Genomic DNA, 15,206 nt, shown 5'->3' on the forward strand with positions numbered 1-15,206 from the left:
CTATTACTTCTTATAAAGTTCAATATAATGCTTGTCCAACGTTTCTGAATCCTTGTACTTTTCACGGGTCTCCTGAAGTTTCTGTTTCATTTCAGCAACCACAGTGGCATATTCAGGATCATTGATCACATTGTTTATTTCCTTAGGATCTTTTTTGCGGTCATACAATTCCCATTCGTCAACATCATAATAAAAATGGATGATCTTATAATCCTTGGTAGCGATGCCATAATGCCTTTTCACGGCGTGTTCTGCAGGATATTCATAATAATGGTAGTACACCGCATCCCTATCCCAATGCTCCTTCTTGCCCGTTAAAAGTGGCACCAAGCTCTCGCCTTGCATGTCTTTTGGCGCAGTTACACCTGCCACTTCCAAAAAGGTTTGCGCAAAATCCAAATTCTGTACCATTTCATCTTCGGTAATACCTGGCTTAATTATATTTGGCCATTTGATCAATAACGGTGTTTTAAACGATTCGTTGTACATAAAGCGCTTGTCAAACCAGCCGTGTTCACCCAAATAAAAACCTTGATCCGAAGTATAAACGACGATGGTATTATCCGCCAGATTTTCATCATCCAAATAATCCAATACGCGACCTACATTATCATCAACCGAGGCAATAGTTCCTAAATAATCCTGCAAATAGCGCTGATACTTCCATACTGTGAGCGTGGAATCGTTCATGGTAGGATATCGCTTTTTGAAGTCTTCGTTGATGGGTCCATACACCGCATCCCAGCTGGCACGTTGTTCAGCAGTCATACCGTATAAGCTTTCACCGAGTTTGCTCCATTGCTCAATTCCAAGTTCCTTCACCGTTTCTGGCGTTAATTTATTATCATTGATGAGCGACATGTGTTTTAAGATGCCCATTTCGGCAGTTTTTGCAGCAGTACCTCTTGTCTTATAATCATCAAATAAGGTTTCCGGTAATGGAAAGGTCTTTTGTGTATATTCCTTATAATACTTTTCACTTGGCAACCAGGCGCGGTGAGGTGCTTTATGCAAGTACATCAACATAAACGGTTTGTTTGGATCTCGGCGGTTTTTCATCCAGTCCAAAGTCAGATCGGTGGTAATGTCGGTGACGTAACCCTGAATGATCGTATCTCCTTTTTGGGTAATAAATCGCGGATTGTAGTAATCACCCTGCCCAGGTAAAATCTTGAATTCATCAAAACCTTTCGGGTTGTTGCCAAAGTGCAATTTTCCAAACATGGCGGTTTGATAGCCTGCTTTCTGCAGGATTTGCGGGAACGTCACATTGGTAGTGTCAAACTCACTTAAGTTGTCTATTTTACCATTGATATGGCTGTGTTTTCCAGTAAGGATGACCGCTCTTGACGGCGCACATATAGAATTGGTGACGGTTGCATTGGAAAATAGCATGCCTTCTTCAGCAATCCGATCGATATTGGGCGTGTTTATCAAGGTCTTGTCATAAGCACTAATGGCTTGATAAGCATGATCATCGGACATAATGAAAATGATGTTGGGTTTTTCATGTGTGACCTGTTCTGTTTTTCCAGAAGTTTTATCTTGTTTACACGCTAACATAGACAAGACACTAATGACAATAGATAAGAGTTTAAAATAGTTCATGAAAAATTTATTTTTAATTTAATGCTTTTCGGTTTTTAAAATTTGCAAGGCATCATCGACCATATCTGCAGTTCTAATGTATTTTAATCTTAAGTTTTGACCAATTGAGGTTTCTATTTTAATGTTGTTTCAACAGCCAATACTCTCCGTGGAACCCTGTGAAACCTTTGTGGAACAACTTTTAAACCTGATCTTTTTGGAACGCTGATGACGCGGATTGTTTATGATTGGCACTGATTTTTATATAGTAAATACACTTTGTGTATCTCTGTGAAACCTCTGTGGAACTCTGTGTCACAACTTTTAACACTGATTAAAAGTCTTCAATCTAAAATCCGCAATCATCAATCATCAATCGTTAATCAACAATCCTATATCTCCACTATTCAAAAAGCGCCTCCACCCCTTCAATACTAAAAGATTCATTTTCAGGAGCCCTATGCTCTTTTCTGACGATATCATAAAATTTTTCCAGCAATTCCGGATGTTGGTCCATGATATTATGTTCCTCCCGGATATCGGCATCCAAATCATACAACTCGACTTCCTTATTGCCATTTTTAATGTTTTTCCAGATCATTTTCCATTTGCCCATTCTCACGGCGACTTGTCCGTTATACCCAGCAAATTCCCAATAGAGATACTCATGTTCCTTTTGTTTTTCGGTATTTGTAAGCGTATTATAAAAGCTAATGCCATCAGATTTATAGTCGGTTTGCACCTTGGTAATCTCGTTTAAGGTAGGCATGACATCGTAAAAGGCCGACATATGATCTGTTTTCGAACCGGCCTTTATTTTAGCTGGCCAAGTGGCAATCATAGGCACTCGAATCCCACCTTCATACAAAAACCCCTTGCCTTTGCCGTAACTGCTATCAAATGGCGCCGCACTGTCAAACCAAACGGCGTCACCACCACCGGCCGAGCTTGGCCCATTATCAGAAGTAAATACAATGAGCGTATTTTCATAGAGGCCTTCCTTTTTTAGATACGCGACCAATTTGCCCACATTTTCATCCAAATAAGCAACCATCGCCGCATAGGTAGCGTGCGGGTATCGGGTTGGAAAATAATCAGCACCTTCTCCCTCAATAAAATGATGCGGCTGTTCATCACCAAATTTTTTAACGTAATAATCGATCCATTTTTGAGGGGCCTGTAAGGGTACATGTGGGATTGGACTTGCCCAATATACAAAGAACGGGTCCTTTTTGTTTTCATCAATAAAACCCATCATCTTATCAAAAATCAACGTCGGACTATAATCGGGTTGTGTGTATTTAGCATAGGATTCTAAAGAAAACTCATCACTGCCTTTAGCCAAGCCTTCGTGTGGCGCAATGGTGTCATTATTTAAATACACTCGGTTTTCGTTTTCATACAAATGTACCGGCGTATAGGTGTGTGCTTGACGCTGGCAGTTGTATCCAAAAAAGTAGTCGAAGCCCATTTCTGTTGGGATGGACTCCGTTTGTGGTGCTCCCAATCCCCATTTGCCTACAATTGCTGTTTTATAATCTGCTTTTTTTAATAATTCGGCGATGGTGACCGTACTTTTAGGCATCTGTCGTTGCCCTTCCAAGGTCGAATCTGCAATCATAGCACGATAACTCCAAACGTCACCGCGTTCTGCCCATTCATCATTTCCTCTAATACTGGCGTGACCGCCATGCAATCCTGTCAACAATGATGCACGCGCTGGAGCGCAAACAGGTGATGCCGTATAATGTTGAGTAAATAACAAACCTTCGTTTGCTAAGGCATCAATGTTTGGCGTTTCAATTTTTGTCTGTCCGTATACACCCAAATCGCCATAACCCAAGTCGTCCGCCAATATATAAATGATATTTGGTTTTTGGGATATTGCCTCATGTTCTTGGTTGGCTACTTTCCCGTTTTTACATCCCCACATGAAAATCATGCTGATTAAAAGAATGAAGGTTCTTAATAGTTTCATTTTTGATCTGTTTATTTTGATATAATCGATATTTAACAGAAGCATTTAGCCTCAATTTTGAGTTATGGAGTTTATTGTGCTAAAAAAAGCTACCAATTGTAATGGTTAAGCAAATAGCCAAAGCAATAACACTAATTAAAGTCAGGATTTTTATTTTATGTTTTACAAGGTGGTGTATTCCGATAAATACAAATACAATTTGGGCCAGCATAAAAGGAATCGTGAGCATTTCTTGAAAAACACCAATTATTATACTATCCACTTGATATCTATAAAGCATATAAATTCCTAAAAAATAAAAAATTATTACCGAATTTATGATCTTAAGATTTCTATCTGTGATTAACTGCTTCATTTTTGTTCAATTTGCATTCCATTAAATATTATTAATGTTTAGTTGCAATGTTTATTTTTCCTGTTTTTAATCCTTTTCCTGAAACCGTTAGCGTAATCTTACCTGCATCTTCAGCCGATTGCACCAGAACCACTAATTTACCACTAAATAATTTCATGGTCGGCAAATGGAACATTTCCAATGAGGTGGCATCGCCATTGGCAGCAGCTCTATACGTTCCTGCACCCTTTACGTTAAAATATAACTGATTGGTAGCTGTTGGACATGGAATACCGCTTTTATCTACAACGGATACGGTCACAAACGCCAAATCCTTGCCGTCTGCATTGAGTTGGGTTCTATCTGCTTCCAATACTAATTGATAAGGTTTGCCTGCAGTATGAGTTTCTTTTTCTGCAACAGGCTTGTCATCCGCATCGTAAGCCACTACCTTAATAGTGCCCGGCTGATATTTGACATCCATCCACATCAGGCGGTATCTGTTTTTTGGCGAGCTCATATTTTTTTTCTGAACGCCCATGCTTTTGCCATTGACAAAAAGCTCGGCGCTATCATAATTGGTATAGACAAATACAGGCGTTACTTCGCCTTCACGGCCTTCCCAATTCCAATGTGGAAGTATATGCAAGGTTTCGTCTTTGGTATTCCATCGACTGCGATAGAGATAATACCGATCTTTTGGCAATCCCGCCAAATCATTGATTCCAAAATACGAACTTCGCGACGGCCACATATCATCATAAGGTGTAGGTTCTCCCAAATAATCAAAACCGGTCCAAACGAACTCGCCAATCACCCATGGTTTATCATCCTGCAACACAAAATCCTCATCTGGGATGTTAGACCAACTGCAAGCTTCCAGATCGTAGGAAGAGGACTGCAAATCGTCATACTGTTTCATTTTCGCTTCCACAACGGGGAATTTATAAATCCCTCGGGAACTTACGGTCGAAGCCGTTTCTGATCCCAAAATCAAGCCTTGTGGAAAGGCTTTATAAGCCTCCTCATATAAATGCACCCGATAATTCAACCCTGGAATGTCCAATACCGCTCCAAATCCCGAGGCCATCGTCGCTTCTACCTGATCCATGCCCACGGTGACTGGCCGGGTGGGATCTTCACGATGGAAGATGTCCTGTAGCCATTTGGCTCGTTTAGCACCCTCACTTCCCCATTGGTCAGGCACTTCATTGCCGGCGCTCCACATAACGATGCTGGGATGGTTTCGGGTGGCCTGAACCAAGTTGACAATGTCCTTTTCCGCATCTGTTTCAAAATAGAGATGGTAGCCATTTTCAACTTTCGGCTTTGCCCATTCGTCAAAACTTTCTGCTAAAAACAAAAAGCCCATTTCATCACACAATTCGAGTTGCTCGAACGAAGGCATATTGTGCGAACTGCGGATGGCATTGGCACCCATATCCTTCAAAATGGTGAGCTGCCTACGTAAGGCTGCAGTATTTACTGCCGTACCAATCGGGCCCAAATCGTGATGCAGACAAACGCCTTTAAATTTAATGACCGAATCGTTTAAACTGAAGCCTTTTTCAGATTCGTATTTTATTTTGCGAATGCCGAAGCGTGTTGAAATTTCGTCCTTTAAATCATTTCCCTTATAAAGCTGAGAAATCGACGTATATAAATAAGGGGTTTCCGGACTCCACAAATTCGGATTGGATACGGCAATATTTTGCTCAAACTGGTTGTCATAAAGCGTTTTTGTTGTATCGGTCGCCACGATTTTCCCCTCAGCATCTTTAATTTGTGTTACCAATATCAGATGCTCTCCAGACACATTCGTCTTGACATTGACCTTCGCCAGCTCTGACGAGATAAATGGCGTGGTTATAAAGGTTCCCCATTGCTTGATACTTTCCTTATTTTTGACAATCACTCTGACATTGCGATACAAGCCTGCTCCAGGATACCATCGTGAAGACCGCTCTCGATTGGTTAACTTAACAGCCAAGGAATTTTGTTGGTCGGCAAGGATATGATCTGTGATATCGAAATAAAAATAACTGTAACCATAATTCCAACTGCCAATTTTTTTGCCATTGAGAAAAACTTCGGGTTCACTCATAGCACCTTCAAAGAGAAGGATCACTTTTTTTTCAGCGGAAAAATTCGGAATGGAAAACTGATTGCGGTACCAGCCAACGCCAATATAGGGCAAGGCGCCTGTGCGTCCGGTTTTTTCGGTAGCCACCTCTTCGCCATTTTGGACAATAGCGACCGTCTGTTTATCAATTTCTTTATTAAATGGACCTTTTATCGCCCAATCGTGTGGTACAGTAACGGACTCCCATTTTGAATCATTGAAGTCGGGTGCGTAGGCATTTTCCACATCGCCTTTATGAAAACGCCAGTTTTTTTCTAAAGTCAAGACCTCTCTGGTTTTTTCTTGACCAAATACGGATACGGTCAATGTCATCCATAGGGCAATGAGCAGCAAGTTCTTACTTCTTTTATGCCCTATAGAAACATCAGTAATCTTCATTTTGGACTTTAAATACATTTATATATCATTTGGGCAACACATTAAATCATCATTTACAGATTATCGAAGCACCGGTATTTAAGATGTCGCCTCTAAGAGGCTTTTTTTAAATTGTTAATTCTACAAAGGTGTCATCCCTACGGGATTAAAATGCTTAGGAAATAGAGCTCCATCGGCCTCCCCGCAGGCAGCAGCGCCATCTCAACGCACGATACAATTATTTCTTATTTATTCTGAAACACATTGAATGGTTTTGATGTGCCATCAAGAGTCAAAACTACAACTCCGTGTGAAGGCACTTGAAAACCCAATGCTTTATCCGTACTCGTCCCAAAATCCTTCTTCGCCCATAAATCGCGGTAGCTATAGCCTTCAGAAGGGTCCAAACCTACAGTCTCTAAATCAAAAGAGATCATTGCCGTTTTTTTTGATCTGTTCAACAATGTGACCGCCACTTTTCCGCTCATGGTCGAGATTAACGGTTTTGCCCAAACTTCCAAATCCCCACGATCAACCAGTCGGCGCGCTTGATAGACCAAAGAATCTTGATTGAGCGCGATAAGCTCTTCGTTGGTCAATATCGCAATGGTTTCATCGCTCATATATCGCAAATCATTTCCTGCCAAAAGCGGTGAATTCATCATGCACCACATGGTAAAATGTGTTTTATCTTCTTCATAAGTCATTCCTCTCCCCACTTGTAACATGTCCATATCGTTGACATGCCCGGGAGAAGCGTATTTCCATAAATCGGCATTCAAGTCGATGATGTTTAGGATCGAGCTAAATTCGTTGGAAATATCTCCTGAAATACGCCACGAATCGGCAATTTGAAGCGCCCATTCTCCAGGAAATTCCCATCGGCAGATATTAAAAACCGTATTGGGCTTAATCTCTTTAATGATATTGGCGATTTGAGTGTAACGGGTTTCTTCATCAAGCCCAAGCCACTCGCCACCACACCAATCGACTTTGATAAAATCGTAATTCCAATCGTCAAGCATCAGTTTCAAATCTTTTCGATCATGTCCCATCAGTCCGGAACCAACACCAATGGTATCATTATCCCAATGGGAAGCACAGGTATTGATGCCGGCATCGGAATAGATACCAGCCTTTAAGCCTTTGGAATGGATGTAATCTGATATCACTTTCATCCCATTGGGAAACCGTACCGGATGGACAAGCAAATTACCATGATCATCACGACCGGCAAAAAATCCATCATCCACATTGATATAGGTGTATCCAGCCTGCGCCATCCCCGAAGATACCATGAAATCTGCTTGTGCTTTAATGACGTCTTCATTGATATTCACACGGAAATTATTCCAGCTGGACCATCCCATAATGGGCGTTTGTGGTTTCTTTATGACAGGAGCACTATTTTCATCTGTATCCATCGGTCTTAGGTCTTGCTCTTGATTTTTACAAGACGCGAGCATTATCACCGCTAATAAAAGACCATATTTTATCATTTCACTTGATTTATAAAAACCAATATCGACTTTCTGCGTATTGCACTAAAGTCGATATGGTGTTTATTTTCTCATTATTTTATTTTTTTATTTCTCAATAGGTACCATCCAATAGGAGTAAGAATAGTCCTTATATGGCAGCATGTATTCTGGCAATGGCAATCTTCCCCAGCTATTGATACTTCCCAAACCTTGTTGGAAGCCATCAATATTGACGAACACTTCTTTGCGCGGATCAATTTCTCCCGCGTGATGCTGTGCTCTAGCATCCCCAGTATGCAGATCGTCTTCACGGAAATTCAATGCTGAAACCGAAAAAGGCTTTTCACTCATGAATTTAATTCCTGATCCATCGGCTCTGGTAATTGCCGCCCAACGCACGTCCAATTTATTTCCTGTTTCTTGCGGACGAATATATGGGAAATACTGCTCTTCAATGGTCTGTTTGTATAGACCAACTTTTGCGGCGTGCTGTCTATCGGTATAGGCTTCAAAAGGACCTTTTCCGTAAAATGTGATGTTCTTATAAGTTTCTGGAAGTTCCAATGTATTTCCAAACTTATAGAAATTTGGATGCTCCCCTTTTATCGCTTTCAATTCGTTGGTTACTTTTATTGCTCCATTGCCATCCACCAAAAAAGTTTCAATTAATTTCGCATCACCATCGAACAAATCTCTCGTTAATGTAATTTCAACCTGAGTTTTTGAAAGTTGTTTTACAGAAGTGCTGACCTCTCCGGACGTACCTGCTTCTTTCCAAACTTTATAACTTCTTTGGGTTCCTGCACCGTAATCATTATCGGTAGGTGCACGCCAAAAGTTGACTTGTGGGCCCTTTTCCAATAAACTCTTATTCTTGTAGTTATAATCGGTGATAGTGCCCTTCTTTTGATCAAAAGTTATAGTAAAGTCTTCTCCTGTAACCGTGATCACACCGCCTTGCGTTTTTGAACTTACAGATGAGGTAGCACTTTCAGGAGCTTGAAACGTTCCTTCTTGTAATTTAAATTGTTCGTAAGCGACAACATAACCCGCTTTCAATAAAGGTTCGTCCGACTTTAATGCGGCAGACACATTAAGGAAATACTCGACCCCTTTTTTAAGTTGGGTTTTAAATGGAATCGTCAGCGCTTTTTTCTCTTGAGGCGCGATCTCAATAGCATCCAAGGTCCCTGATTCTACGACTTCACCATTGGCAATGACTTCCCAATTTAATTTGTAGTTTGATAGATCTCTGAAGAAATACCAGTTTTTAACATCTATAATGCCCTTAGCAAGATTGTTTTCATAAAATTTGATCTCTTGGTGTACATGCGCGACTTCATAAATGTGCGGATTAGGCCTTCTGTCCGGTTGCACCAATCCGTTATTTAAAAAGTTATTATCGCTTGGAGTCCCTTCCGGACCGAAATCGCCACCATAAGCAAAGATTTCCCGCCCATTTTTAACGGTTCTTAATCCTTGATCTACGAAATCCCAAATAAATCCACCTTGTAATTTGTCGTATTTTTCATATAAATCCCAGTACTCCTTAAATCCGCCCATACTATTCCCCATAGCATGTGCATACTCACATTGGACATAAGGCTTGGTTCTTTTGTCGTTTTTGGCGTAAGCTTCTACGTCTTCAGGCGTTTCATACATTGGAACGTACAAATCGGTATTCCATTCATGGACGGCACGTTCATATTGCACCGGTCTGGTATTGTCTATTCGTTTTGCAGACAAATAAGCCTCATAAAAATTATAACCATTTCCAGCTTCGTTCCCTAAGGACCAAATCACAATGGATGGATGGTTTTTATCACGTTCCACCATACGATTGACACGTTCCAAATGAGCTTTTAACCATGCTGGATTATTGGCTAAGGTTCGATCTAAAGCGTAACCCATGCCATGCGATTCTATATTGGCTTCATCAATTACATAAATCCCATATTCATCACATAGCTCATAAAAATAGGGATCGTTAGGGTAATGCGCCGTTCTTACCGCATTGATGTTGTATTCCTTAAAGATTTGAATATCCCTGAGCATATCTTCACGCGAAATGACGTGGCCAGTATTAGGATCATGCTCGTGACGGTTGACGCCCTTGAATAAAATCGGCTTTCCATTGAGCAAAAAGTTGCTGCCTTTAACTTCAGACGTACGAAAACCGAGTTTTCTGGAAATTGCCTCGATGACATTTCCTTTTCTGTCTTTAATGACAATGTTTAACTGGTATAAGTTTGGAATTTCAGCCGACCATGTTTTTACCTGTGGAATTACCTTTTTGAAACTGAAACTTTGTGCCGAATTAGGCGTTAACTCATACCCAGATGAAGTGCTGTAAACCGATTGGTTGTTTCTAGTAATCTCCACATCTATGCTTCCTTTTTGTTTTTTAGAATCGATGCTTTTCAAATCCAACGACAAATCAAAAACACCATCGGTATAGTTGTTTTCCAATCCTGCTTTGGCAAAATAATCTACCAATTGAATCTTTGGTCTTGCGTATAAATACACATCGCGCTCAATCCCTGAAATTCTCCAAAAGTCCTGACATTCCAAATAACTTCCGTCGCTCCAACGGTACACCTCCAAAGCAATACTGTTTTTTCCAGGCTTGACAAAATTGGTCACATTAAATTCTGCGGGCAATTTTGAACCTTGGCTATAGCCAACTTTCTTTCCGTTGATCCAGATATAAAACGCCGATTTCACCGCACCAAAATGAATGAACACATCTTTGCCATTCCAATTGTTAGGCAGCTCAAAAGTTCTTTTGAAAGAGCCTACAGGGTTATCACCATCTGGAATTTCCGGAGGGTTCAATTCGCCCTTTTGAAACGGGTAGGTGGCATTCACATAAATAGGAATTCCAAAGCCTTCCACTTCCCAATTGGATGGTACTTTAATAGTGTTCCAGTTTGAGGTGTCGAAATCTTCCTTATAGAAATCGGCTGGTCGTACTTCAGGAGTATCGCTATAATTAAACTGCCAAATACCGTTTAACAACATATAGTTGTCCGCTTTTGAAACGTCATCTTCCTTCGCCAATTCTAAAGAATTGTACGGAAAAAAAGTGGCGCGTGCATCCAACTTATTAATGCCTACGACATCTGGATTTTCGATGACCGGGTCAAGCGTTTGCGCATGTATGAACTGTAATCCAAAACAGATTATAAGTGCGCGGAGCAAAGATTTATGGATTTTCATTGTGATATATTTTTAATATTATTATTCTTTAAAATGAACTTTCAATTAGGTTCTTGTGTCTCTAATTAACGTATTTGTGCAATATTTTCTTCCACTTTTGATAGCCTTCCTTGCTTAAATGCAGCCCATCATAAGTGTATTTCGGTTTTAAAAACTTTTTACCATTTCCCATAGGCCTATGGAGATTAATATAGGTGATATAGTGAGTTTTAGCAAGCTCTTTTAACCGTTTATTAGTATCAATTATTTTCTGATGATTATTTTTATGTCCAGAAAATTTGTCGCCTACATTTGGATTAACCGGCAAAATACTCTGCAAGTATATTTTTGTATCTGGAGACTGCCTTTTGATCTGTTCAATGATTTTTTCAGTATTTTCTACCACATAATCCATATTTCTTCCCCTTGCCAAGTCGTTGGTCCCAATCAACAAAAAAACCTTATCTGGTTTTGAGGAGGTCACTTCATCCAATCGGAATAAAATACCATCAGTAACATCGCCGCTGATACCTCTGTTCACGGCATTTATATCGGGAAATAAAGCGTTCCAATCGCCACCTTCAGTAATGCTGTTTCCCAAAAATATAATTTCATTTTCGGTATCCAATGTATTCTCAAATACGTCCTTTCGCTTGTAATAATGGTCGGAATACTGTTGCGAATAACCAACACTTACAAATGCGAGTAAAAAAATGATGAGAAGATTTTTCATACTTATGATGCAACAGTTTTTGTTTGATTATTTCAGATTCCCATAGCGTTTACTCCAAGTAACAAAGTCTTCTTTTGCGCCATTTTTAAATGGAATCAAATAAAAACTATAAGTATGCTTGGATTCGCCTTTCATTTGGTATTTTTCCATCGGTTTTCCTCCCCAACTATTATCACCTGCAAGGCCACGTTGTCCTAAATCAATATTTAATTGGACCAAATCCTGCTCTTTAATATCATTGATATGTTTGGATGCATTGATCTGCGGAATACCATCGGTTTTAAATTCGTCTTCCAAAACATCCGTACCGCTATAAGCAATTCCAGCAGTGGTATCAAAATCCTCGTTTGGCATATGCAATGCGCCAATGCCCAAACCTTGAAGTTGGTTTGCTGCAACAACTAATAAACCGTTGTTATCGGCATCAGAGAACGCTGACCAACGCACATCAACCTTATATCCATTTTCTTGCGGACGTACATAAGGCACATACTGATCTCTTACGGTCGACTCATATAGATCGATAAACGCAGAGGTTTTTCTGTCTTGATAATTTTCCCATGGTCCACGACCAAAAAAGGTCATGTTCTCGTATTTTTTTGGTAGTTGCATACGCATGCCCACACGAGGAATGTCACCCGTATAATTGGTTTCATTTAGCGTATTATCAATTTTGACCACGCCATTTCCATAAATGTGATACTGCGATTCAAAAGTGGTATCCACTCCTGGTAAATCATAAATCACCTCAATAGTGATGCTGCCATCTGAATTGGACTTGGATGTCAGTTTTGACACTTTCATAAAAAGTGAGGCTTTTTTCCATTCGATATTTTTGGCCTGCATCTGGCTACCAAAGTCATTATCGGTTGGAGCGCGCCAAAAATTCGGTTTTGGACCATTGCCGTCTTTCAATAGTTCATTGCCTTCAAAAACATAGGATGTAATTTGTCCTTTTTCTTTATCAAAAACCAAGTTCAAGTCCTTGTTGGAGATCTCAAGATTATTTTTCGAATCCTTAATTTTCAACGTGCTTGTATTACCAATCTCAGTAATTTTCTTTTTATATTTTTGGGATAAAGGAATTTGCTCATGAGCGACTTCAAATCCTTTAGGAAGTAATCCCCAAGGCGCTTTTGTCTTTGCCGAAATTTCAACAAAATACTCGGTGTTTTCTTTGTAATCGACGTCTTTTAAAGGGATCCTGATGAGTTTCCCAGTATGTGTTTCTACCGAAATGGTCTCAATAGGAATAGTTTTTAAAACTTTTCCGTCTGCTTTTATTTCTGCAACAAAATCAAATTGATCCAAATTGGTGAAATCGTATAGATTTTCAAGTAATACACGCAGCTCATCATGGTGATTGATTCCCATTTCTTTGAAATTGATGAACTCGTGCACTTTTTTAACTTCATGCAGGGCAGGTTGTGGCGTGCGGTCCGGGAATACAATTCCGTTATTTAAAAACGAATTATCTGTTGGCATATTTTCGCCGAAATCGCCACCATAGGCATAAAAACGTTCGCCATTTTCATCAGTTTTCCATATAGACTGATCTACCCAATCCCAAATAAAACCACCTTGCAGATTGTCATATAGTTCAATGATATCCCAGTATTCCTTAAAATTCCCGGTACTGTTCCCCATAGCGTGCGCGTATTCACTTGGGATATAAGGACGGTCTGTTTTGGTTTTGCCTATCATTTCAAAAGTTGCCGGGGTTGGATATTGTGGCACGAGTATATCCGTATTGGAATCCATGTCCCAGATACTGCCGTCATAATCTTTATAGGGACGTTCATATTGAACTGGACGTTTTGTTCTGTCGTTATTCTTCATTTCGTCATATCCTTTGAAGAAGTTGACTCCGTTTCCAGCTTCGTTCCCCATCGACCAAATAATTACCGACGGATGGTTTTTATCCCGTTTTACCAAACGCACCATTCTATCTACATGCGCGTTTTCCCAACTTGGCTTTTTTGTCAATGAATATTTACCGTAATACATACCGTGCGATTCTATATTGGCTTCATCCACCACATACAAACCGTACTCATCACATAGCTCGTAAAAACGTCTTTGTTGTGGATAATGGCTTAAACGTACCGCATTGATATTGTTTTCTTTCCAAAGCTTGATGTCCTTCATGATCAGCTCTTCAGGCACTACATGTCCCGTTTCCGGATTCGCCTCTTGGGTATTCACACCTTTTAAGGTAATCCTTTGTCCATTGACCAACAGCAAACCTTGTTTAATTTCAACCGATCTAAAGCCAATTCTTGACGTGGTCACCTCAAGCGTTTTTCCTTTTTGATCTTTTGTTTCAATCAGAAGCGTGTATAAATGGGGGTGTTCTGCACTCCATTGTTTGACGTTTGGAAGCGTTGCAGAAAATGCAATCGGATCATTATTTGAGTTTTTTGCTGCAAATGATTTACTCTCTGAAGCGACTATTTTATTATCAGCATCCAATAATTTGTAAGAAACAGTGCCATTGGCGGTTTTTGAAAGATGATTTTCCATGGCCACATAAAGTTCAAAAACACCATCCTTATAAGCGCCATCCAAGACAGATACTACTTCGTAATCTTGGATCCTTACTTTTGGCTGTGCATAGATATAAACACTTCGCTCAATCCCGCTAATTCTCCAAAAATCCTGACATTCTAAATACGATCCATCCGTCCATCTAAAAATTTGAATGGCGATTTTGTTTTTACCTGGTTTTGCCGCATTGGTAATATTGAATTCTGCCGGTAATTTACTGCCTTGGGAATAGCCAATATATTTTCCGTTAAGCCATACAAAACCTCCCGATTTCATGGCACCAATATGTAGGAATAGTTCCTTGCCGTCCCAATCCTTATCGATATTGAAATCACGAACATAGGTCCCTACGGGATTGTATTCGCTGGGAACTTTGCCAGGGTGTGCAGGATAAATGCGGTCCACAAATTCCATATCATCAGCAACAGGTGCTTTATAATCGGCAAATTCATATTGATGGTTGACATAAATAGGAATCCCATAGCCTTCCACTTCCCAGTTGGACGGCACCTTGATATCATCCCAAGAAGACACATCCTCGTTTGGATCCATAAATGTTGTTGGCCGATCAGCAGGATTTCTAACCCAATTGAATTTCCAAATCCCATCCAATAATTGATGGTATTTTGGCGTATTGTTCAACGCTTCCTTTTCCGAAGTAAATGAAGTAAATGAGGCGTGCGCATCCATCTTATTTTCACTAATAACGCCTTCGTTCATAATATAATCTACGTAATCCGTTATCGGATTTTTTTCTTGGGCATTACCGTTGGAAACTACAAGAAAGACAAGCGCCAATTGGAGGGCAGCTGAAGCCGATTTCTTTAAAATTGTCATGAGAATTTATA

General features: G+C 40.0%; 8 protein-coding genes. All 8 read right to left on the reverse strand.

The window, feature by feature from the left end:
* Positions 1-3: 3 nt before the first annotated feature.
* Positions 4-1,608 carry a sulfatase family protein gene (locus G6N06_RS01470; RefSeq protein WP_163514272.1) on the reverse strand — a complete coding sequence of 535 codons (1,605 nt, stop codon included), beginning with the start codon at positions 1,606-1,608 and terminating at the stop codon, positions 4-6.
* 382 nt (positions 1,609-1,990) lie between these two features.
* Entirely contained in the window at positions 1,991-3,565 is a 1,575-nt protein-coding gene (locus G6N06_RS01475; RefSeq protein ID WP_205334703.1) for an arylsulfatase, read from the reverse strand.
* 79 nt (positions 3,566-3,644) lie between these two features.
* On the reverse strand, positions 3,645-3,920 hold the full coding sequence (locus G6N06_RS01480; RefSeq protein WP_163514273.1) for a hypothetical protein: 276 nt from the start codon (positions 3,918-3,920) through the stop codon (positions 3,645-3,647).
* Between the two features lie 31 nt (positions 3,921-3,951).
* On the reverse strand, positions 3,952-6,354 hold the full coding sequence (locus G6N06_RS01485; protein ID WP_163514392.1) for a DUF4982 domain-containing protein: 2,403 nt from the start codon (positions 6,352-6,354) through the stop codon (positions 3,952-3,954).
* Positions 6,355-6,644: 290 nt separating this feature from the next.
* On the reverse strand, positions 6,645-7,898 hold the full coding sequence (locus G6N06_RS01490) for a glycoside hydrolase family 27 protein (RefSeq protein ID WP_163514274.1): 1,254 nt from the start codon (positions 7,896-7,898) through the stop codon (positions 6,645-6,647).
* Between the two features lie 87 nt (positions 7,899-7,985).
* Positions 7,986-11,099, reverse strand: a complete 3,114-nt coding sequence (gene lacZ, locus G6N06_RS01495) for a beta-galactosidase, LacZ type (RefSeq protein ID WP_163514275.1) — start codon at positions 11,097-11,099, stop codon at positions 7,986-7,988.
* A gap of 61 nt (positions 11,100-11,160) precedes the next feature.
* The gene (locus tag G6N06_RS01500) at positions 11,161-11,811 is read right to left on the reverse strand and encodes a GDSL-type esterase/lipase family protein (protein WP_163514276.1); all 651 of its coding nucleotides are present in this window, start codon (positions 11,809-11,811) and stop codon (positions 11,161-11,163) included.
* 27 nt (positions 11,812-11,838) lie between these two features.
* The gene (locus G6N06_RS01505; protein ID WP_163514277.1) at positions 11,839-15,195 is read right to left on the reverse strand and encodes a glycoside hydrolase family 2 TIM barrel-domain containing protein; all 3,357 of its coding nucleotides are present in this window, start codon (positions 15,193-15,195) and stop codon (positions 11,839-11,841) included.
* Positions 15,196-15,206 lie beyond the last annotated feature (11 nt).

Source organism: Gelidibacter japonicus (assembly GCF_010725055.1).
GTDB classification, from domain to species: Bacteria; Bacteroidota; Bacteroidia; order Flavobacteriales; family Flavobacteriaceae; genus Gelidibacter; species Gelidibacter japonicus.

Bases quoted from the DNA above. Each gene is read 5' to 3' on its own strand.
- G6N06_RS01470 (WP_163514272.1), bottom strand. From the start codon at position 1,608: ATGAACTATTTTAAACTCTTATCTATTGTCATTAGTGTCTTGTCTATG.
- G6N06_RS01475 (WP_205334703.1), bottom strand. From the start codon at position 3,565: ATGAAACTATTAAGAACCTTCATTCTTTTAATCAGCATGATTTTCATG.
- G6N06_RS01480 (WP_163514273.1), bottom strand. From the start codon at position 3,920: ATGAAGCAGTTAATCACAGATAGAAATCTTAAGATCATAAATTCGGTA.
- G6N06_RS01485 (WP_163514392.1), bottom strand. From the start codon at position 6,354: ATGACATTGACCGTATCCGTATTTGGTCAAGAAAAAACCAGAGAGGTC.
- G6N06_RS01490 (WP_163514274.1), bottom strand. From the start codon at position 7,898: ATGATAAAATATGGTCTTTTATTAGCGGTGATAATGCTCGCGTCTTGT.
- lacZ (WP_163514275.1), bottom strand. From the start codon at position 11,099: ATGAAAATCCATAAATCTTTGCTCCGCGCACTTATAATCTGTTTTGGA.
- G6N06_RS01500 (WP_163514276.1), bottom strand. From the start codon at position 11,811: ATGAAAAATCTTCTCATCATTTTTTTACTCGCATTTGTAAGTGTTGGT.
- G6N06_RS01505 (WP_163514277.1), bottom strand. From the start codon at position 15,195: ATGACAATTTTAAAGAAATCGGCTTCAGCTGCCCTCCAATTGGCGCTT.